This window comes from Streptomyces sp. NPDC005408, from assembly GCF_040606445.1.
GTDB lineage: Bacteria > Actinomycetota > Actinomycetes > Streptomycetales > Streptomycetaceae > Streptomyces.
The window spans coordinates 95,295-115,387 of sequence record NZ_JBEXEX010000023.1; the positions used below are offsets into that span (position 1 = coordinate 95,295).

The 20,093-nt window shown below is 69.6% G+C and carries 15 protein-coding genes; 11 read left to right on the forward strand and 4 right to left on the reverse strand.

What is annotated here, in order from left to right; translation table 11 throughout:
* Positions 1 to 75: 75 nt before the first annotated feature.
* Both ABZS64_RS22215 and hrpB read left to right on the forward strand, forming a co-directional pair.
* Positions 76 to 366, forward strand: a complete 291-nt coding sequence (locus ABZS64_RS22215; protein WP_355832197.1) for a hypothetical protein — start codon at positions 76 to 78, stop codon at positions 364 to 366.
* A 77-nt stretch (positions 367 to 443) separates the two neighbouring features.
* Positions 444 to 2,996, forward strand: a complete 2,553-nt coding sequence (gene hrpB, locus ABZS64_RS22220) for an ATP-dependent helicase HrpB (RefSeq protein WP_355832199.1) — start codon at positions 444 to 446, stop codon at positions 2,994 to 2,996.
* Positions 2,997 to 3,006: 10 nt separating this feature from the next.
* On the opposite strand, the gene ABZS64_RS22225 is transcribed toward hrpB, so the two are convergent.
* From ABZS64_RS22225 to ABZS64_RS22235, 3 genes are all read right to left on the reverse strand, one after another.
* Positions 3,007 to 3,996 (reverse strand): DUF3068 domain-containing protein, encoded by a 990-nt coding sequence (locus tag ABZS64_RS22225; RefSeq protein ID WP_355832202.1) that lies wholly within the window; start codon positions 3,994 to 3,996, stop codon positions 3,007 to 3,009.
* 12 nt (positions 3,997 to 4,008) lie between these two features.
* Positions 4,009 to 4,146, reverse strand: coding sequence for an SPW_0924 family protein (locus ABZS64_RS22230; RefSeq protein ID WP_355832205.1), 138 nt, complete (start codon positions 4,144 to 4,146; stop codon positions 4,009 to 4,011).
* Positions 4,147 to 4,298: 152 nt separating this feature from the next.
* Positions 4,299 to 5,966 carry a lytic transglycosylase domain-containing protein gene (locus ABZS64_RS22235; protein ID WP_355832207.1) on the reverse strand — a complete coding sequence of 556 codons (1,668 nt, stop codon included), beginning with the start codon at positions 5,964 to 5,966 and terminating at the stop codon, positions 4,299 to 4,301.
* Between the two features lie 283 nt (positions 5,967 to 6,249).
* Here ABZS64_RS22235 and ABZS64_RS22240 point away from each other — a divergent pair, with 283 nt between their 5' ends.
* A complete protein-coding gene (locus tag ABZS64_RS22240; protein ID WP_355832209.1) occupies positions 6,250 to 7,068 on the forward strand; it encodes a DUF4184 family protein in 819 nt (272 codons plus the stop codon).
* 100 nt (positions 7,069 to 7,168) lie between these two features.
* Here the strand turns inward: ABZS64_RS22240 and polA are convergent, their stop codons facing one another.
* Entirely contained in the window at positions 7,169 to 9,880 is a 2,712-nt protein-coding gene (polA, locus tag ABZS64_RS22245; protein ID WP_355832212.1) for a DNA polymerase I, read from the reverse strand.
* Positions 9,881 to 9,982: 102 nt separating this feature from the next.
* On the opposite strand from polA, the gene ABZS64_RS22250 reads away from it, so the two are divergent.
* From ABZS64_RS22250 to ABZS64_RS22285, 8 genes are all read left to right on the forward strand, one after another.
* Positions 9,983 to 12,271 carry an FdhF/YdeP family oxidoreductase gene (locus ABZS64_RS22250; protein WP_355832215.1) on the forward strand — a complete coding sequence of 763 codons (2,289 nt, stop codon included), beginning with the start codon at positions 9,983 to 9,985 and terminating at the stop codon, positions 12,269 to 12,271.
* A 170-nt stretch (positions 12,272 to 12,441) separates the two neighbouring features.
* Positions 12,442 to 12,912, forward strand: a complete 471-nt coding sequence (locus ABZS64_RS22255; RefSeq protein WP_355832218.1) for a hotdog fold thioesterase — start codon at positions 12,442 to 12,444, stop codon at positions 12,910 to 12,912.
* A gap of 69 nt (positions 12,913 to 12,981) precedes the next feature.
* Positions 12,982 to 13,386: a hypothetical protein gene (locus tag ABZS64_RS22260; protein WP_355832221.1), complete on the forward strand. Its 405-nt coding sequence runs from the start codon at positions 12,982 to 12,984 to the stop codon at positions 13,384 to 13,386.
* Between the two features lie 874 nt (positions 13,387 to 14,260).
* Complete coding sequence (locus ABZS64_RS22265; protein ID WP_355832224.1) at positions 14,261 to 15,490, forward strand: branched-chain amino acid ABC transporter substrate-binding protein; 1,230 nt, start codon at positions 14,261 to 14,263, stop codon at positions 15,488 to 15,490.
* A 95-nt stretch (positions 15,491 to 15,585) separates the two neighbouring features.
* Positions 15,586 to 16,515 (forward strand): branched-chain amino acid ABC transporter permease, encoded by a 930-nt coding sequence (locus tag ABZS64_RS22270; RefSeq protein ID WP_355832226.1) that lies wholly within the window; start codon positions 15,586 to 15,588, stop codon positions 16,513 to 16,515.
* Positions 16,516 to 16,520: 5 nt separating this feature from the next.
* On the forward strand, positions 16,521 to 18,347 hold the full coding sequence (locus ABZS64_RS22275; protein ID WP_355832229.1) for a branched-chain amino acid ABC transporter permease: 1,827 nt from the start codon (positions 16,521 to 16,523) through the stop codon (positions 18,345 to 18,347).
* A gap of 3 nt (positions 18,348 to 18,350) precedes the next feature.
* Complete coding sequence (locus ABZS64_RS22280; protein ID WP_355832232.1) at positions 18,351 to 19,244, forward strand: ABC transporter ATP-binding protein; 894 nt, start codon at positions 18,351 to 18,353, stop codon at positions 19,242 to 19,244.
* Complete coding sequence (locus ABZS64_RS22285; protein WP_355832234.1) at positions 19,244 to 19,960, forward strand: ABC transporter ATP-binding protein; 717 nt, start codon at positions 19,244 to 19,246, stop codon at positions 19,958 to 19,960. Before ABZS64_RS22280 ends, ABZS64_RS22285 begins: the two co-directional genes overlap by 1 nt.
* The last annotated feature ends 133 nt before the right edge of the window (positions 19,961 to 20,093 follow it).

The window sequence follows — 20,093 nt, forward strand, 5'->3', positions numbered from 1 at the left end:
CGCTCGTACGTCGGACTGCTGTTCCCATCGGGGGTATGCATGCGCGTCTGCCCGGAGTGCGGAAAGAGCGAGGCCGTGGAGAGGGTGAGTGTCTTTCACGGCCGGATGTCCCCGGACGCGCCGCGCAGTGAGGAGTTCGCGCCTCCCCTGGCTGCCGAGGCGCAGTGGAGATGGTGGCTCGCCCTCGTCGTGGGCGGGGTCGCGTTGCTGGTCACCGGCGAGTGGCAGGGCGGGGCGCTCGCGATCGTCGTCGGGGGCGGCGGGCTGATCGTGGTGGAGTCTGCGGCGTCGCGGGCCCGGGTGGAACTGGCCTCCTGGAAGAACCGCATGATCTGCAAGGCCTGCGACAGGACCTTCGATCCCTGATCCGGCTCTGATCGGGCTCTCGTCGGCTCTGGTCCGTCCCTGATCCGTCTCTCGTCGCCTCTTGCGAGACTGGGGCCGTGATCCGCGACGACGCCCTCGCCGGCCTTCCCGTACAGACCGCCGTGCCCGCGCTCAGGCAAGCGCTCGACACACGCGGGTGCGCGGTGCTGTGCGCGCCGCCCGGCACCGGCAAGACCACGCTCGTACCGCTGGTGCTCGCCGGTCTGGTCGGCGGCGGTCCGCTGCGGCGCGTGCTGGTCGCCGAGCCACGGCGGATCGCGGCCAGGGCCGCCGCGCGCCGGATGGCCTGGCTGCTGGGCGAGAAGACGGGCGGCAAGGTCGGCTTCACCGTGCGCGGCGAGCGCGTGGTGGGGCGCGGGACGGTCGTCGAGGTGGTGACCACCGGCGTGCTGCTGCAGCGCTTGCAGCGCGACCAGGAGCTGGCCGGGATCGACGTGGTGATCATCGACGAGTGCCATGAGCGGCATCTGGACGCGGACACGGTGGCCGCGTTTCTGCTGGATGTACGGGCCGCTCTGCGGCCGGACCTGCGGCTGGTGGCGGCCTCGGCCACGACGGACGCCCTGGGCTGGGCACGGCTGCTGGGCGACGCGCCGGTGGTCGAGGCCGAGGGCGTCGCGCATCCGGTGGATGTGGTGTGGGCGCCTCCTGCCCGGCCGGTGCGGCCGCCGCACGGGATGCGGGTCGATCCCGCACTGCTGACCCATGTGGCCTCCGTGGTGCGGCGGGCGCTGACCGAGCGGAGCGGCGATGTGCTCTGCTTCCTGCCCGGCGTCGGTGAAATCAGCCGGGTGGCGGGCCAGTTGAGCGGTATCGACGCCGACGTGCTCCAGGTCCACGGACGGGCGCCTGCCGCGGTGCAGGACGCCGTACTGTCCGGGGGCTCGGGTCGCCGGGTCGTGCTCGCGACCTCGGTGGCCGAATCGTCGCTGACCGTGCCGGGTGTGCGGGTCGTCGTCGACTCGGGTCTGGCACGGGAGCCGCGCACCGATCACGCACGCGGGCTGAGCGCGCTGACCACGGTGCGGGCCTCGCAGGCGGCGGCCCGCCAGCGCGCGGGGCGGGCGGGCCGCGAGGCCCCGGGTGCGGTGTACCGCTGCTGGTCCGAGGCCGAGGACGCCCGGCTGCCGCGTTTCCCGTCCCCTGAGATCAAGGTCGCGGACCTGACGGCGTTCGCGCTTCAGGCCGCTTGCTGGGGTGACCCGTCGGCGGAGGGCCTGGCGTTGCTGGACGCACCCCCGGCCGGTGCGCTGGCCGCGGCGCAGTCGGTCCTGACGGCGATCGGCGCGGTGGACGCGACGGGCCGGGCCACCGAACGAGGCGTACGGATGTCCCGGCTCGGCCTGCACCCCCGGCTGGCGCGCGCACTGCTCGACGGCGCGCGGGAGGTGGGCGTACGCCGGGCTTCCGAGGTGGTGGCCCTGCTCAGTGAGGAGCCGCCGAGGGAGTACGGAGACGACCTGGCGGCGGTGTGGCGCACGGCGCGCCGCGGCGGCGACGGGTACGCGGGGCGCTGGAGAGCTGAGGTGGGCCGGCTGGCGTCGGCGCTCGGAAATCAAGCCCGTCCGGCGATTGAGGACACGCCTGAAGGCCGTACCGGGGGCCTGGGGGCGAAGCCCCCGGCTGCGGGAGCCGACGACGCCGTCGCCGGGGTCGTCGCCGCGCTCGCGTTCCCCGAGCGGGTGGCCAGGGCCCGCGGCGACGGTGCGTTCCTGATGGCGTCCGGGACCGGCGGCGAGCTCGTCGGGTCGGCGCTGCGCCGTGCGCCCTGGCTCGCCGTCGCCGTCGCCGACCGCCCTGCCCATGCCGCGTCGGCACAGATACGGCTCGCCGCCGTCATCGACGAGGACACGGCCCGTACCGCCGCCGCGCATCTGCTCGTCTCCGGCGAGGAGGTCCACTGGGAGAACGGCGATGTCGTCGCCCGCGAGGTGGAGCGGCTGGGGGCCGTCGAGCTCTCCGTGCGCGCGCTGAAGAACCCGGATCCCGCTCTCGTACGCGAAGCCCTGCTCGACGGGCTGCGGCGCGAGGGGCTCGGGCTCCTGCGCTGGACCCGCGATGCTGAGGGCATTCGCGAGCGGCTGGCCTTCCTGCACCGGGTACATGGTCCGCCCTGGCCGGATGTGTCGGACGCGGCGCTGCTGGACCGTACCGAGGAATGGCTGGAACCGGAGCTGTCCAGGGCCAGGCGCCGGGCCGATCTCGGGCGCATCCAGGCAGCCCAGGGCCTCCAGCGGCTGCTGCCGTGGGCGGGCGGCGAGGCGTCCCGCCTCGACGAGCTGGCGCCGGAGCGGATCGAGGTGCCGAGCGGTTCGCGGATCCGGGTCGAGTACGGCGGGGAGCAGCCCGTCCTCGCGGTCAAGCTCCAGGAGCTGTTCGGCCTGCGCGAGACGCCCACGGTCTCGGGTGTGCCGGTGCTGGTGCATCTGCTCTCGCCCGCCGGGCGGCCCGCGGCCGTGACCGCGGACCTGGCGTCGTTCTGGAAGGACGGATACCGGTCCGTACGGGCCGAGTTGCGCGGCCGCTACCCCAAGCACCCGTGGCCGGAGGATCCTTCGACGGCCGAGCCGACCCGGCACACCAAGGCACGCCTCGGCAGAGAGAGCTGACAGGGAGGCGTCAGACGGGCACCGGCTCCGGATCGCGTTCCGCCGCGGGCGCCCGCGGCCGGCGGCTGCGGGCCTCCAGGACCAGCGCGAGTGCCAGCAGGCCGGTGCCGAGAACCAGGAAGCCCCACGGCAGATACGACGTCATCAGCAGCACCATCCGGCGGTTGGACTTGACCAGGTCGACCGTGTAGTCCAGATAGTCGGGGCGGATCTTCACATGCCCGGCGAACACGGTGACCTTGTCCCGGCCGCCCAGCAGGGTGCCGCCGCGCAGCTCCTCCTTGTGGATCTCCTCGCCGTTGACGGGAGCGCCCGTGACCGGGTCGACCCAGAACATCCGCTTCGTCGTGTACCAGCGCGTGGTGCCGGTCTGCTTCTCCAGCGTGGTGGCGTCGACGCCGGGGATGGGCATCTTCTTCGGGTACGGCACCTTGGTCCAGGGGATGGTCTGCTCGAAGTAGTAGACCTCGAGCCCGCGGAACGTCCGCGTCCCCATGTAGTGGATGGGCGCCGACGTACGGGGCTGGGCGTCGAAGTACTCGTAGTCCCGTTTCTCGGTGAGGAACGGCCACTTGAACTCGATGCCCTCGCGCCGTACCGCGTCCCCGTCGACCATTTCCCCGGTGGCGTGAACGGGCGCCTGGCTGTGGGCGTCGAAGATGTAGCGCTCGGGGATCTGGGAGACCATCTTGCCGTCGGGTCCGGCGACATAGGAGAGGGCGTCCCAGACGACGACATCGCGGCCCGCACTGCGCTCGATCTTCTCGGACTCCTCCACATTGCCCTTGAGCGTCTGCACGATGGTGACCTTCTCGACCTGCTTCGACTGGAGGGAGCCGTAGTCGAGGAGGGTCGCGGGCTTCGCCTCGAGCACCATCTCCTGGTACTGGCTGGGCGGGATCTTCACCAGCCGCGGAAAGGCGTACCAGCGCAGCAGCGGCGAGAGAGCGGCGAAGAAGACGGCGAAGGCGAGGAGTACGAGGCTCGCTCTGCGGCGCATGGTCTGGCCCTCCTACTTCTTGGGGCCGGGGACGGTGGTCAGCAGCGGCTTCGGGGAGGTCTCGCCGGGGGGAGAGCCGATCGCTGAAATGCCGACGACCAGGATGAGGGCGGCCGCAAGCCCGATGGCGGCGGCGACGAGGGCGCGCATGCTCGGCCTCCCGGGGGCTCGGATCCGGATGGATCTGATACGGCGTCAGGGCGGGGGCACCGTAGCAATCGAGACGCGAGATGAGAACACGTTGCACCGCCCCTGTGTCGGCGGGCGACACAGGGGCGGTGCGGGAGTGCTGGGTTTCGGGGTCAGGCCGCCGGCGCTGCGACCTTGAGCTCGATGTCCACGGTCGCGCCGCCCGCGGTGGTGAGACGGAGCAGGAAGGTGCCCGTCTGGTCGTCCGCGAAGATCTTGGGGAGCTTCAGGACGCCGTTGGCGTCGGTCTTCAGGTCCGTGAGGGTACGGATCGTCTTGCCCTCGGCGTCCTTGAAGTAGGGGCCCTTGTCGTTCTCGGCCGGGTTGTCCGCGGCGGTGATCACGGTGGCCGTGACGGCGACCCCCGCGGCGACGGCGCCCTTGTAGGTGGCCTTGACCTCGCAGGTGTCGGCGTCCGCGAACTCCGTACCGGGGGCGGCCGTCAGGACCTTGTCGTCGGTCCTGGCGATGGCGTCCGCGGCCCGGACCGTGACGGTCGCGGTGAAGTCGACGGGGGGCAGCACGCGGCCGCCCGCGACCGTCGCCCGGAGGGTGAAGGTTCCGGTCTTCTCGCCCGCCTGGAGGGCGGGCGATGTGGCCGTGCCGTCGGTGCCGGTGTACAGGATCACACTCGCCTTGCCGCCGGTGAAGCGGGTGTCGGTCTCGCCGACGATCTCGAAGCGGACGGCCTGGGACGGGACGGCCTTGCCCGCGGTGTTCCTCACCCGCACCGTGGCCCGCCCGGTGAAGTCGTGGCCCGCCATGGTGCTCAGCTCGCCGGTGCCCGCGTCCTCGATACGGGAGACGGGCGACGGGGTCGGCGTGGGGGGCGGCGTCGGCGTAGGGGTCGGCGTGGGGGTCGGCTTGGGCGTGGTGCCACCGCCGGGCTTCGTCGGGGTCGGCGTCGGCTTCGGGGTGGTGCTGGGCCTGGGTGTGTTGCTCGGAGTGGTGCCGGAGCTCCCGGGCCCGTGGGAGATCGGCAGCACACCGGTGCCGTCCGGGACCTCGTGGGTGCCGCGCTTGTAGAACTCGAACCAGGACAGGACCGTACGCAGATACTCCTGCGAGTGGTTGTAGCCGAGGATCGCCCTGTCGAGGTCGGACTTGACCGCCAGGTCCCGGCCGTCGGCGCAGAGATAGCGCCCGGCTGCGAGTGCGGCATCGTAGATGTTGTTGGGGTCGCGGCGGCCGTCGGCGTTGGCGTCCTGGCCCCACTTCTCCCAGGTGGAGGGGATGAACTGCATCGGGCCGACCGCGCGGTCGTGCGTCGGGTCGCTGTCGTACGCGCCGTTGTCGGTGTCCGAGATGTTCGCGAAACCGACGCCGTCGAGGACGGGGCCGAGGATCGGCGAGAGCGTGGTGCCGTTGTCGTCGACATTGCCGCCGCGCGCCTGGCCGGACTCCACCTTGCCGATCGCGGCGAGCAGTTGCCAGGGCACATGGCACCCGGGATCGGAGCCCGCGATGGTCTGCTCGGCCTGCTTGTACGCCGCGAGGACGGTGGCGGGTACGCCCGATTCCGTCGGACCTGTCACGGGGAGATCTACAGAAGTGCCCGGTTTGTCGGGGGTGTTCAGCGGCGGAAGGTCCGTGTAGTAAGGGGAGTTGCCGGTGACCGGGGTGCCGGGCGGCGGGGTGACGTCGGAAGCACCCTGACTGTCACCCGTGGTGGCATGCGTGATGCCGGGCGCCCCTGAGGCGGAGAGTGCGGCCACTGCGGCCGCTGCCACGGCAGTGGTGGTGGCTCCCCTGCGCAGTCGGCGGCCGAATTGCGCTGCCATACGTCTGTTCCCTCCCCGGAGGCGGCTGCCCGCGCTCCCCAGCGCGGGACTCAGGTGACCCTACGGCAACTACGAGCCCCGGAACACCGACCCCTGACCGTTTTTCACCAGTTGGCCACCTCCGTGTCGCCCGCAATCCGGAGTTCGAACCCGGAGTTCGAACATCACGCATACTGGGCGTCAATGATCGACAAGGGTCCAGAGGGGTCCGGGTCGGGGCACCGGGTCCGGGCTCCACGTCCGGATTCCAGGTCCGGGTTCCAGGTTTCCAGGGGGCACCACCATGCCGTTCACGTTGAGCCATGCCGCGGCGGTGCTGCCGGGCATCCGCAGAAACGGGACCGCGCGCGGACCGCTGCTCGCCTCGGCCCTCGTGATGGGCTCGTTCGCCCCCGACATGACGTACTTCGCGGCAGGCGCCGTTCCGGGTGCGATGGAGTTCGGGACCGTCACCCATGCACCGCTCGGCGTGCTGACCGTGGATGTGGCGATCACGGCTGCGCTGGTGGCGGTGTGGGTGATGGTGCGTGAGCCGCTGGTGGCGCTGCTCCCGGCCGCCTGGCAGGGGCGGGTCCACGCCTTCGTACGGGGGTGTGTTCGGTCGCGGCGCACGGACCGGACTCCGGCGATGGCGCTGCGGTTCTATGTCTCGGCGGTGCTCGGAGCTAGCACGCATGTCGTGTGGGACGCCTTCACCCACCACGGCCGGTGGGGCACGCGGCTGCTGCCGGTCCTCAACGAGACGGCGGCCGGTCTGCCGCTGTACTCGTATGCGCAGTACGGCACTTCGGCGCTGGCGCTTGTGGCGCTGGTGTGGTTCGCGGTGTCCGCGCTGCACACGCAGCCTCCGGTCATCGCGCCCGCGTCGGTGCGGCTGCTGGACGGCCGGGAGCGATGGCTGGCGGCGACGCTGCTCGGGGCATGCGTGCTGCTCGGCGTCGTCCAGCGGTGTGCACGGTGGTACGCCTACTACGGGCAGGTCGACTCGCCGCTGGACATCATCCCGACCGCCTGCTTCGGGGCGGGGGCGGGGCTGGCGGTGGGCCTGGTGGTGTACGGGGCGGGGATGCAGTTGCGGGGACGCGCGGTGGAACGGGTCTGAGAGGGCGGACCCCCGGTACGCCCTTCGGGCGTAGTCCTCAAACGCCGGGCAGGCTGAACATTCAGCCCGTCCGGCGTTTGAGGCGCGGGCGTCCGGGGGGTCAGTGCGCCGCGGACTCCCAGTCCGGGCCCACTCCCACCGAGACATCCAGCGGCGCACTCAGCGACACCGCCGAGGACATCTCCTTGCGGACCAGCTCCTCGACCCGCTCCCGCTCGCCCGGCCAGATCTCCAGCACGATTTCGTCGTGGACCTGGAGCAGCAGCCGGGAGGAGAGCTTCGCCTCCCGCAGCGCCCGGTCGACATTCAGCATCGCGACTTTGACGATGTCCGCCGCGGTGCCCTGGATCGGGGCGTTGAGCGCCATCCGCTCGGCCGCCTCGCGGCGTTGGCGATTGTCGCTGTTCAGGTCGGGCAGATAGCGGCGGCGGCCGAGCATCGTCTCGGTGTAGCCGGTCACCCGGGCCTCGACGACGACGCGGTGCAGATAGTCCCGTACGCCACCGAAACGCTCGAAGTAGGTGTCCATCAGGCCGCGCGCCTCGGCGGGATCGATGTTCAGCTGCTGAGAGAGGCCGAACGCCGAGAGCCCGTAGGCCAGTCCGTACGACATCGCCTTGATCTTGCGGCGCATCTCGGCGTCGACGCCGGACTTGTCCACGGCGAACACCTGCGAGGCGACGGTGGTGTGCAGGTCCTCGCCGGAGGCGAACGCCTCCAGCAGGCCCTCGTCCTCCGACAGATGGGCCATCACGCGCAGTTCGATCTGGCTGTAGTCGGCGGTCATCAGGGACTCGAAGCCCTCGCCGACGACGAAGCCGCGGCGGATCGCGCGGCCCTCGTCGGTGCGCACCGGTACGTTCTGCAGGTTCGGGTCGGTGGAGGAGAGCCGGCCGGTCGCCGCGACGATCTGGCTGAAGCTGGTGTGCACACGGCCGTCGGACGCGATCGTCTTGATCAGGCCCTCGACGGTGACCCGCAGCTTCGCCTGCTCCCGGTGGCGCAGCATGAGGACCGGCAGCTCGTGCTCGGTCTGGCCGGCCAGCCAGGCCAGCGCGTCCGCGTCCGTGGTGTAACCGGTCTTGGTCTTCTTGGTCTTGGGCAGATTCAGCTCACCGAAAAGGACTTCCTGGAGCTGCTTGGGCGAGCCGAGGTTGAACTCGTGCCCGACGGAGGCGTGCGCCTCCTTCACCGCCTGCTGCACCGCGCCCGCGAACTGCTGCTCCATGGCCTCCAGATGGGGCCGGTCTGCCGCGATGCCGTGCCGCTCCATGCGGGCGAGCAGGGCGGAGGTGGGCAGTTCGACATCGTGCAGCAGCCCGGCCGCGCCGACCTCGGCCAGTCGCTCGGTGAAGGCGTCGCCGAGGTCGAGGACCGCGCGGGCCTGCGACATCAGGGCGTCGGCCTCGGCCTGCTCGTCCTCCGAGCCGAAGGCGAGCTGGCCGTCGGCCGCCGCCGGGGCGAGCTCACGGCCCAGATACTCCACGGAGAGTGCATCCAGAGCGAAGGAACGGCGGCCCGGCTTGACCAGATACGCGGCGAGCGCGGTGTCCATGGAGACGCCGTCGAGGTTCCAGCCGTGCTCCGGGAAGACCCGCATCGCGTTCTTCGCGTTGTGCACGATCTTGGGCCGGTCGGCGTCGGAGACCCAGGCGGCGAAGGCCTGCTCGTCCGCCTCGTTCAGCTGGGTGGTGTCGAACCAGGCGGCCTGGCCCGTGGCCGAGGCGAGCGCGATCTCGGCGACGCTGCCGGTGCCGAGCGCCCAGGTGTCGACGGTGGCCACGCCGAGCGGCTGGGTGCCGTGCTCCTGAAGCCAGGGGGCGAGCTCGCCGGTGCCGAGCACCTTGCCGTCCAGCTCGACGCCCGCGGCGGGAGCCGGGGCCTCGTCCTCCTCCGCGCCCGGGTCGACCGCGAGGAGCCGCTCGCGAAGGCTCGGGTTCCGGATCTCCAGTACTTCCAGGAACCCCTTCAGCGCGGTCCTGTCGTACGGCGCGCGCTCCAGGTCCGCGACATTCTTCGGCAGCTCGACGTCCCGCACCAGCTCGGTGAGGTGGCGGTTGAGCTTGACGGATTCCAGGTGGTCGCGCAGGGCCTGGCCGACCTTGCCCTTGACCTCGTCGGCGCGCTCGACCAGCTCCGCGAACGAACCGAACTGACTGATCCACTTCGTGGCGGTCTTCTCGCCGACGCCGGGGATGCCGGGCAGGTTGTCCGACGGGTCGCCGCGCAGGGCGGCGAAGTCCGGGTACTGCTGGGGGGTGAGTCCGTACTTCTCCTGGACCTTCTCCGGGGTGAAGCGGGTCAGCTCGGAGACGCCCTTGGTGGGGTAGAGCACGGTGGTGTGTTCGCTGACCAGCTGGAAGGAGTCCCGGTCGCCGGTGACGATCAGCACCTCGAAACCGGCGGCCTCGGCCTGGGTGGCGAGGGTGGCGATGATGTCGTCGGCCTCGAAGCCGTCCACCGCGAACCGGACGGCGTTCATGGTGTCCAGGAGTTCGCCGATCAGCTCGACCTGGCCCTTGAACTCATCAGGGGTCTTGGAGCGGTTCGCCTTGTACTCGGGGAAGTCCTGCGAGCGCCACGTCTTGCGGGAGACGTCGAACGCCACCGCGAAATGCGTAGGCGACTCGTCGCGCAGCGTGTTCGCCAGCATCGACGCGAAGCCGTAGATGGCGTTGGTCGGCTGGCCGGTCGCGGTCGTGAAATTCTCCGCGGGCAGCGCGAAGAACGCCCGGTACGCCAGGGAATGCCCGTCCATGAGGAGCAGGCGCGGTCGGTTGTCTGCGGTCTTCTTCGATGCCGTCTCAGCCACGTCCACGATCCTGCCACGTACCACTGACAATCCCGACCGTGGGAAGAACCGTGACAGGATCGGATACGTACGGCAGCAGAAGCAGGCTCAAGGGAGAGCACGATGGCCAGCAAGCCGCCCGCAGGTGATCCGGTCCAGGACGCTCCGCAGGTCGCGGCCCCGCAGCACGCGGCCGCCGGCCTCCCCGCCATCGGGCACACGCTGCGCATGGCTCAACAGCAGATGGGGATGCGCCGTACCGCGCAGACTCTCCTCAAGGTCAACCAGAAGGACGGCTTCGACTGTCCGGGCTGCGCATGGCCCGAGGAGGACAAGCGGCACACGGCGGAGTTCTGCGAGAACGGCGCGAAGGCGGTCGCCGAGGAGGCGACGCTGCGCCGGGTGACGCCCGATTTCTTCGCCGCGCACACCCTGGCCGACCTCGCCTCGCGCAGCGGTTACTGGCTTGGGCAGCAGGGCCGCATAACCCAGCCCATGCTTCTCGAAAGAGGGGCTCTCCCCGAAGGGGCCGATCGGTACGAAGCGATCACCTGGGAGCGGGCCTTCGCGATCATCGCCGAGGAACTCACTGCGCTCGACTCCCCCGACGAGGCGCTCTTCTACACCTCGGGCCGCACGAGCAACGAAGCCGCCTTCCTGCTCCAGCTCTTCGCCCGCGAGTTCGGCACCAACAATCTCCCCGACTGCTCCAACATGTGCCACGAGTCCTCGGGCTCGGCGCTCACCGAGACGATCGGCGTCGGCAAGGGCAGCGTCTCGCTGGAGGACCTCCACCAGGCGGATCTGATCATCGTCGCCGGGCAGAATCCGGGCACCAACCACCCGCGGATGCTCAGCGCCCTGGAGAAGGCCAAGAACGCGGGCGCGAAGATCATTTCGGTGAATCCGCTGCCCGAGGCCGGTCTGGAGCGGTTCAAGAATCCGCAGACCCCACAGGGCATGCTCAAGGGGACGGCCCTCAACGATCTCTTCCTGCAGATCCGCATCGGCGGTGACCAGGCCCTGTTCCGGCTGCTGAACAAGCTGATCCTCGATACGGACGGTGCGGTCGACGAGGCGTTCGTACGCGAACACACCCATGGATACGAGGAGTTCACGGCCGCCGCACGCGCCGCCGACTGGGACGAGACGCTCGCCGCGACCGGGCTCGGCCGCTCCGAGATCGAGCAGGCGCTCGCCATGGTCCTCGACTCCCGGCGCACCATCGTCTGCTGGGCAATGGGTCTCACGCAGCACAAGCACGCCGTGCCGACCATCCGTGAGGTGGTCAACTTCCTGCTGCTGCGCGGCAACATCGGCCGCCCCGGCGCCGGTGTCTGCCCGGTTCGCGGGCACTCCAACGTCCAGGGCGACCGCACCATGGGCATCTTCGAACGGCCCGCGCCTGCCTTCCTCGACGCCCTGGAGAAGGAGTTCGGCTTCGCTCCGCCGCGCCACCACGGCTTCGACGTCGTACGGTCCATCCGGGCGCTGCGCGACGGCGAGGCGAAGGTCTTCTTCGCCATGGGCGGCAATTTCGTGGCCGCGACGCCCGACACCGAGGTCACCGAGGCGGCGATGCGCAAGGCCCGTCTCACGGTCCATGTGTCGACCAAGCTGAACCGTTCGCACGCCGTGACCGGCACCCGGGCGCTGATCCTGCCCACCCTCGGCCGCACCGACAAGGACGTCCAGGCGGGCGGCCGCCAGGTGGTCACCGTCGAGGACTCGATGGGCATGGTGCACGCCTCCCGCGGCAACCTCACCCCGGCGAGCCCCCATCTGCTCTCGGAGCCGGCCATCGTGGCCCGGCTTGCGCGGGCGGTCCTCGGCCCCGCGTCGACGACGCCGTGGGAGGACTTCGAGAAGGACTACGGGACGATCCGCGACCGCATCGCGCGCGTGGTGCCCGGTTTCGAGGACTTCAACGCGAAGATCGCCCGTCCCGGGGGCTTCACGCTCCCCCACGCCCCGCGCGACGAGCGCCGCTTCCCCACCGCCACCGGCAAGGCCAACTTCACCGCGGCACCCGTCGAGTTCCCCGAGGTGCCCGCGGGCCGGCTGCTGCTGCAGACGCTGCGCTCGCACGATCAGTACAACACCACGATCTACGGTCTCGACGACCGCTACCGGGGTATCAAGGGCGGCCGCCGGGTGGTCCTGGTGAACCCGGAGGACGCCCGGGAGTTGGGTCTCGCGGACGGTTCGTACACCGATCTGGTCAGCGAGTGGAAGGACGGCGTGGAGCGCCGGGCCCCCGGTTTCCGTGTGGTGCACTACCCCACCGCCCGGGGCTGCGCCGCCGCGTACTACCCGGAGACCAATGTGCTCGTCCCGCTGGACTCCACCGCGGACACCAGCAACACCCCGGCAAGCAAGTCCGTGGTGGTCCGGTTCGAGCACGGCGTCTGAGCGTCCGGGCGGGCAAGACCCCCTGAGGGTCCGGAGGCCTGAGGGTCCGGGGGCCGGGGGTCCGGGGGCCGGGGGTCCGGGGAATGGGACCTCCCGTCTAAGCGTTCGCTCAGGCATCTGATAAGACGGTGCACACAGCATGCACCGTACTGAGATCGGAGCCGGGCCCCATGGGCGAGCAGAGAACCGTGAAGTTCCCGCAAGAGGTCATCGACGAATACGCAGCGCTCGGGGTCGACCTGCCCGCGCTCTTCTCGGCCGGGACGCTGGGCGACCGCATGGGCGTGGAGATCACCGAGGCCTCGGCGGAGCGCGTCGTCGGCACCATGCCGGTAGCGGGCAACACCCAGCCGTACGGACTGCTGCACGGCGGCGCATCCGCCGTACTGGCGGAGACGCTCGGCTCGGTCGGCTCGATGCTGCACGGCGGGAGCACCAAGGTCGCCGTCGGCGTCGATCTCAACTGCACGCACCACCGTGGAGTCCGGTCCGGCCTGGTCACGGGCGTCGCGACGCCCGTGCACCGCGGCCGTTCCACGGCGACGTACGAGATCGTGATCACCGACGAGCAGGACAAGCGGGTCTGCACGGCCCGGCTGACCTGTCTGCTGCGCGATGCGGCGGGACCGACCGGGGCCTGACGCCAACGGCCGGGGCCTGACGCTCCCGACCGTTGTCCTGCCCCGAGTCGGCGGACTAGCGTTCCTCGTATGAGGCCTGGACCACCGCCCCGGGGCGGGCTGTTGCTCGTGTGCGCGCTCGCGTTCGCGATCGCCGCCCTCGCCGGCTGCGGGGGTGGCTCGCGCAGCGAGAACAGGCCACCTCCCGCGTCCCCCTCGCCGCGGACGACGTCCCCCGAGAAGCTGTGTGCCCAGCTGATATCCCACTGGGCCCGGGTCGTGCTCGACGGCGGGAAGCAGGCCGGCCTCGACTATCAGGCCATGGGCCTGTCCGGCGGGCAGCACCAGATCCTGCTGGACGTGACGGCCGCCGCTCGCGCCGAGCAGAAGCGCCAAGGGGCGGACGCCGCAAGGAAGTTGATCGACAGTCAGGCCTCGGCCCGGTGCGCCGAGCGCTACCGTAGCGGGTCCCCGACCGGAGGCCCCTGGCAATGAGCGGAGTCGGCCCGGTCGAACCGGGTGAGGGCACATACGCGCCGGACGACGCCTCGACGCCCTTCGCGGCCCGGCCCCGGCAGAGCCGGGCTTCCGAGTTCGCCGCCCGGCATCGCCCCGCGGTCATCACCGCTGCAATCGCTTGCGTCCTCGCCGCAGGTGCTTCGTATCTCTACGTGACCCGGCCGACGCCGCCCCCGCCGCCTCCGACGCCCTGGCCGGCGCAGGCGGTCGCCGTGGCTTACGAAGCTCCCGCCCGGCCGGCCGCCGGACGGGACTCGTTCGATTTCACCGTCACAGTCACCGCGACCTCCGGCCCCCCGGTGACGGTCGAACGGATCACCCAGACCTCGGCGGGCATGTGGGTCTCCAGCAAGCCGGGAACACCGTTCACCGTGAGTACCGGAAAGCCACGCAAAGTACTCGTTACCGTTCACGTGTCGGAATGCCGAACCGTGACACGGAATGCCGGGCTCCCGTTCCTCGACGTAACCCTGCGTAATGCGCGCGCAATGCAAGAGCAGAGTTACATTCTGGGCGATCGGTACGCCCGGGACCTGGCCAGAGCGGTTGGCACTGCCTGCCCTCAAGATCAGATGTCAGGACTCAAACCCTAGGACAGTCCTGCACGTTCTCAGCATGCGGACAAGACGAACCGGCCGGAATTCCCCCGTTCCACCCTCGAAACTCCGCTATCCATTACGCCGCGGCATAACAAGAGCGTCACATCCTTGCTCAGACCACTCCACCTCCCCCAATACCGCGCTTAGAGTCACGGCCAGTCACCGCGCCACCGGATTACCTTCAGTTCGGTTCCAGCGCTCGACTCGGTACGTCCCGTGGGGGGCGGCCGTGCCAGGTGAAAGGACTGATCGTGCGTCAACGTTCGCTCATAGCCATCACGGCTGCGCTCACCGCGGGAGCCCTGTCGCTCACCGCCTGCGGCTCGCGCGACGAGAACAAAAGCGGGGCCGAGGGCGGCGGTACCACGGTCGTCATCGGCATCGATGCCCCGCTGACCGGTGAGCTCTCCGCCCTGGGCCTCGGCATCAAGAACTCTGTCGATCTCGCGGCCAAGCAGGCCAACGCCAAGAAGTACGTCAACGGCATCACCTTCAAGGTGGAAGCCTTCGACGACCAGGCGCAGCCGTCCTCCGGACAGCAGAACGCCACCAAGTTCGTCGCCAACAAGGACGTCCTCGGTGTCGTAGGCCCGCTGAACTCCTCGGTCGCCGAGTCCATGCAGAAGGTCTTCGACGACGCGAAGCTGGCCCAGGTCTCGCCCGCCAACACCAACCCGGCCCTGACCCAGGGACCGAAGTGGAACAGCGGCGAGAAGGCCCGCCCGTACAAGTCGTACTTCCGCACCGCGACCACGGACGCCATCCAGGGCCCTTTCGCCGCGCAGTACCTGTACAACACCGCCAAGAAGAAGAACGTCTTCATCATCGATGACAAGAAGACGTACGGCGCCGGTCTCGCCGCCACCTTCAAGGCGGAGTTCGAGAAGCTCGGCGGCAAGGTCGCCGGCACCGAGCACGTGAACCCTGACACCAAGGACTTCGCGGCCGTCGTCACCCAGATCAAGAGCTCCAAGGCCGACGTCGTCTACTACGGCGGCGAGTACCCGGTGGCCGGCCCGCTCAGCAAGCAGATCAAGAAGTCCGGCGCCGCCATCCCGCTCGTCGGCGGCGACGGCATCTACAGCGCCGACTTCATCAAGCTCTCCGGCAAGGAGGGCGTGGGCGACCTCGCCACCTCCGTCGGTGCGCCGGTCGAGACGCTCCCCTCGGCCAAGGAGTTCGTGGCCAACTACAAGGCGGGCGGCTACAAGGAGGCCTACGAGGCCTACGGCGGCTACTCGTACGACTCCGCCTGGTCGATCATCGAGGCCGTGAAGAAGGTCGTCGAGGGCAACGACGGCAAGCTTCCGTCCGACGCCCGCGCCAAGGTCATCGAGGCCCTGCAGGGTGTCTCCTTCGACGGTGTGACCGGCAAGGTCTCCTTCGACCAGTTCGGCGACGCCACCAACAAGCAGCTCACGGTCTACCAGTACGAGGGCACTGCCTGGAAGGCCGTCAAGTCCGGCACCTTCGCCGGCTGATCGTCACTCCGTAACACCTCACCAGCCGCGCGGGGCGCCGCAAAACATGCGCCCCGCGCGGTGTCACATCCGTCGAAAGACTCGGAGGACCTGCGGTGCACGAACTGCCGCAACAGCTGGTCAACGGCCTGCTACTGGGATCCATGTACGGGCTCGTCGCCATCGGCTACACGATGGTTTATGGCATTGTCCAGCTCATCAACTTCGCCCATGGCGAGATCTTTATGACCGGCGGGTTCGGGGCCCTCACGGTCTGGCTCATCCTTCCCACCGGCACCACCATGTGGCTGGCTCTGCCACTGATGCTGATCGGCGCGATCATCGTCGCCACCACCATCGCCGTCGGCGCGGAACGCTTCGCGTACCGGCCGCTGCGCACCGCACCCCGCCTCGCCCCGCTCATCACCGCCATCGGCCTCTCCCTGGCCCTGCAGCAGGCGGTGTGGGCCTGGTACCCCGAGGCGAAGTCCTCCCGCACCTTCCCCGAAATCCCCGGTGGCCCTTTCCACCTCGGCAGCATCACCATCCAGACCGGTGACATCTTCCTGCTGATAGCCGCCCCCATCTGTATGGCGATCCTCGCCTTCTTCGTCATGAAGACCCGCACCGGACGCGGTATGCAGGCCACCGCCCAGGATCCGGACACGGCCAAGCTCATGGGCATCAACACGGACCGCATCATCGTGGTCGCGTTCGCCCTCGGTGCCGCGTTCGCCGCCGTCGGAGCCGTCGCGTACGGCCTCAAGTACGGCGAAGTGAACTTCCGCATGGGCTTCATCCTCGGCCTCAAGGCGTTCACCGCAGCCGTCCTCGGCGGTATCGGCAACATCTACGGCGCCATGCTCGGCGGTCTCGCCCTCGGCATCGCCGAGACCATGGCCACGGCCTACATCAACGACATCCCCGGCATGCAGCAGCTCGGCGGCCAGTCCTGGGCCGACGTCTGGGCCTTCGTACTTCTCATCGTCGTGCTCCTCGTCAGGCCACAGGGCCTCCTCGGCGAGCGCGTCGCGGACAGGGCGTGACACCGATGACGACACAGACCACGACCGCGGACACTCCGCGTACCCCGGCCGACAGCGCACAGACGGGCCTCATCGCCCTCCCGCCGACCATCGCGCGAGCGGTTGCAACCGGCGGCGGCGCTCTCACCGTCATCTCCGCGTTCCTCGCCTGGACCTGGACCGCTGCCTTCCCCGGCGACCTCACGGTCTACGGATACCCGGGCGGACTCCAGTGGCTCGTCCTCATCGCGGGCGCCCTGACAACGCTGTTCGGACTCTCCTCCTACGGAGTCAAGGGCCTCAGGTGGCTCGCTCCCGCCGGTGCCGACAGCTCGATCAGGCTCTCCGCGCTGGCCGCCTTCTCCACCACCTGGTTCACGCTGATCGCCATCAGCAAGCAGCTCGGCGGTCTCGCCAACCTCGAACCCGGCGGCTTCATAGCCGGCATCGTCAGCCTGGCCGCCCTCATCGGCGCCCTCGCCCTGCCCTTCGAGCGCCCCGCGCCCGACCCGGCGGACCCCGAGGACAGCTGGTGGGACCAGCTCAGTCACAACCGGCGCAACCGGATCGCCGTCATCAAGGCAGCCCTCGCCACCGGCACCGCACCCCCCGCCCGCAAGCTGCCCTCGTACGTCGAGATCCTGATCATCGTCGCGGCGCTCAGCCTCGGCCTGGTCGTGTTCACGTACGGCATCGGCACCCAGTACGACGAGCTCTTCGTCGGCTTCCTCATCACCGCCGGTTTCGGCTTCGCCGCCATCTTCAAGTCGGGCCTCGTCGCACGCCTGTCCGCGATCACCGCCCGGCACCGCACAGTGACGATGGCAGGCGCGTTCGCCGCGGCCGCCGCGTTCCCCTTCACCCAGTCCGACGACCAGTACGCGACGATCGGCGTCTACATCCTGATCTTCGCCACCGTCGCCCTCGGTCTGAACATCGTCGTCGGCCTCGCCGGACTTCTCGACCTCGGTTACGTCGCCTTCCTCGGCGTCGGCGCGTACGCCGCGGCCATGGTCTCCGGATCGCCGTCCTCGCCGTTCGACGTCCACTTCCCCTTCTGGGGAGCGGTTCTCGTCGGCGCCACCGCGTCCATGGTCTTCGGCGTCCTCATCGGCGCCCCGACCCTGCGACTGCGCGGCGACTACCTGGCGATCGTGACGCTCGGCTTCGGTGAGATCTTCCGGATCACCGTCAACAACCTCGACGGCACCTCCGGCCCCGACATCACCAACGGGTCCAACGGCATCTCGTCGATCCCGAACCTGCAGATGTTCGGCTTCGACTTCGGACTCGAGCACACCATCTTCGGCGTCACCATCGGCCGGTTCGCGAACTACTTCTTCCTGATGCTGCTGATCACCCTGATCGTCGTGGTGGTCTTCCGCCGCAGCGGTGACTCCCGCATCGGCCGCGCCTGGATCGCGATCCGCGAGGACGAGACCGCAGCGCTCGCCATGGGCATCAACGGCTTCCGGGTCAAGCTCATCGCGTTCGCCCTCGGTGCGACCCTCGCCGGCCTCGCCGGTACGGTCCAGGCCCACGTCACGTACACCGTGACGCCGGAGCAGTACCAGTTCGCCCACGTCGTCCCGCCGAACTCGGCCTTCCTGCTGGCCGCGGTCGTCCTCGGCGGCATGGGCACCATCAGCGGACCGCTCGTCGGCGCCGCGCTGCTCTACCTGATCCCCGCCAAGCTGCAGTTCCTCGGCGACTATCAGCTCCTTGCCTTCGGCCTCGCGCTCGTACTCCTGATGCGCTTCCGGCCCGAGGGACTCATTCCCAACCGGCGCCGCCAGCTCGAGTTCCACGAATCCGCGGAAGCGCCCGCAGTCCTCAGCAAGACAGGGGCCTGATCCATGACCACCGACACCACCACGAAGGACACCGCCCCGGCCACCGCGCCCGGCGAGACGGTCCTCGACGCCCGCGGCGTCACCATGCGGTTCGGCGGCCTCACCGCCGTGCGCTCGGTCGACCTCACCGTCAACAGCGGCGAGATCGTCGGTCTCATCGGCCCCAACGGCGCGGGAAAGACCACCTTCTTCAACTGCCTCACCGGTCTTTACATCCCCACCGAAGGCGAAGTCCGCTACAAGGGCACCGTCCTCCCCGCCAAGTCGTTCAAGGTCACGGCGGCGGGCGTCGCGCGCACCTTCCAGAACATCCGCCTCTTCGGCAACATGACCGTTCTGGAGAACGTGCTCGTCGGCCGCCACACCCGTACCAAGGAAGGCCTCTGGTCCGCCCTCCTGCGCGGCCCCGGCTTCCACAAGGCCGAGGCCAAGTCCAAGGCACGGGCCATGGAACTGCTCGAGTTCATCGGCCTCGCCGACAAGGCCGAGCACCTCGCGCGGAACCTCCCCTACGGCGAGCAGCGCAAGCTCGAGATCGCGCGGGCCCTGGCCAGCGACCCCGGCCTGCTCCTTCTCGACGAGCCGACGGCCGGCATGAACCCGCAGGAAACCCGGGCCACCGAAGAACTCGTCTTCGCCATCCGGGACATGGGCATCGCCGTCCTCGTCATCGAGCACGACATGCGCTTCATCTTCAACCTGTGCGACCGCGTCGCGGTTCTCGTCCAGGGCGAGAAGCTCGTCGAGGGCGACAGCGAGACCGTCCAGGGCGACGAGCGCGTCATCGCCGCCTACCTCGGCGAGCCCTTCGAGGGCGCCCCGGGCGACGAGGAAATAGCGGAAGTGGAAGCGGCTGAAACCGGGGCCACAGGGTCCGCAGGCAAGGAGAACGACTGATGACCGCACTTCTCGAAGTCGAGGACCTGCGCGTCGCCTACGGCAAGATCGAGGCCGTCAAAGGCATCTCGTTCAGCGTCCAGGCCGGCGAGGTCGTCACCCTCATCGGCACCAACGGCGCCGGTAAGACCACCACGCTGCGCACCCTCTCGGGCCTCCTGAAGCCCGTCGGCGGCCAGATCAAGTTCAACGGCAAGTCCCTCAAGAAGGTGCCGGCCCACCAGATCGTCTCCCTCGGGCTCGCACACTCCCCCGAGGGGCGGCACATCTTCCCGCGCATGTCCATCGAGGACAATCTGCGGCTCGGCGCCTTCCTCCGCAACGACAAGGCGGGCATCGAGAAGGACATCCAGCGCGCCTACGACCTCTTCCCGATTCTGGGAGAGCGCAGGAAGCAGGCGGCAGGCACGCTCTCCGGCGGCGAGCAGCAGATGCTCGCGATGGGGCGCGCACTGATGTCGCAGCCCAAGCTGCTCATGCTGGACGAGCCCTCCATGGGACTGTCGCCGATCATGATGCAGAAGATCATGGCGACGATCGTCGAGCTCAAGGCACAGGGCACCACCATCCTGCTCGTCGAGCAGAACGCCCAGGCCGCGCTGTCGCTGGCGGACCAGGCGCATGTCATGGAGATCGGCACCATCAAGCTCTCCGGCCCCGGCCAGGAGCTGCTCCACGACGAGTCCGTCCGCAAGACGTATCTCGGCGAGGACTGAGCCGTACGCATACGGAAGGGCCCGCACCCCGATCGGGGGCGCGGCGGACCGGGGAACCGGCGGCACAGGATGCAGCCGTAGCAGTACGTGGTGGCGACGGCGAAGCCGCGCTCGCGCAGCATCGGTGCCATCC

What these genes read in the sequence shown, in the direction of transcription:
- ABZS64_RS22225 (WP_355832202.1), bottom strand. Translation starts at nt 3,996, where the DNA reads ATGCGCCGCAGAGCGAGCCTCGTACTCCTCGCCTTCGCCGTCTTCTTC.
- ABZS64_RS22230 (WP_355832205.1), bottom strand. Translation starts at nt 4,146, where the DNA reads ATGCGCGCCCTCGTCGCCGCCGCCATCGGGCTTGCGGCCGCCCTCATC.
- ABZS64_RS22235 (WP_355832207.1), bottom strand. Translation starts at nt 5,966, where the DNA reads ATGGCAGCGCAATTCGGCCGCCGACTGCGCAGGGGAGCCACCACCACT.
- ABZS64_RS22240 (WP_355832209.1), top strand. Translation starts at nt 6,250, where the DNA reads ATGCCGTTCACGTTGAGCCATGCCGCGGCGGTGCTGCCGGGCATCCGC.
- ABZS64_RS22250 (WP_355832215.1), top strand. Translation starts at nt 9,983, where the DNA reads ATGGCCAGCAAGCCGCCCGCAGGTGATCCGGTCCAGGACGCTCCGCAG.
- ABZS64_RS22255 (WP_355832218.1), top strand. Translation starts at nt 12,442, where the DNA reads ATGGGCGAGCAGAGAACCGTGAAGTTCCCGCAAGAGGTCATCGACGAA.
- ABZS64_RS22260 (WP_355832221.1), top strand. Translation starts at nt 12,982, where the DNA reads ATGAGGCCTGGACCACCGCCCCGGGGCGGGCTGTTGCTCGTGTGCGCG.
- ABZS64_RS22275 (WP_355832229.1), top strand. Translation starts at nt 16,521, where the DNA reads ATGACGACACAGACCACGACCGCGGACACTCCGCGTACCCCGGCCGAC.
- ABZS64_RS22280 (WP_355832232.1), top strand. Translation starts at nt 18,351, where the DNA reads ATGACCACCGACACCACCACGAAGGACACCGCCCCGGCCACCGCGCCC.
- ABZS64_RS22285 (WP_355832234.1), top strand. Translation starts at nt 19,244, where the DNA reads ATGACCGCACTTCTCGAAGTCGAGGACCTGCGCGTCGCCTACGGCAAG.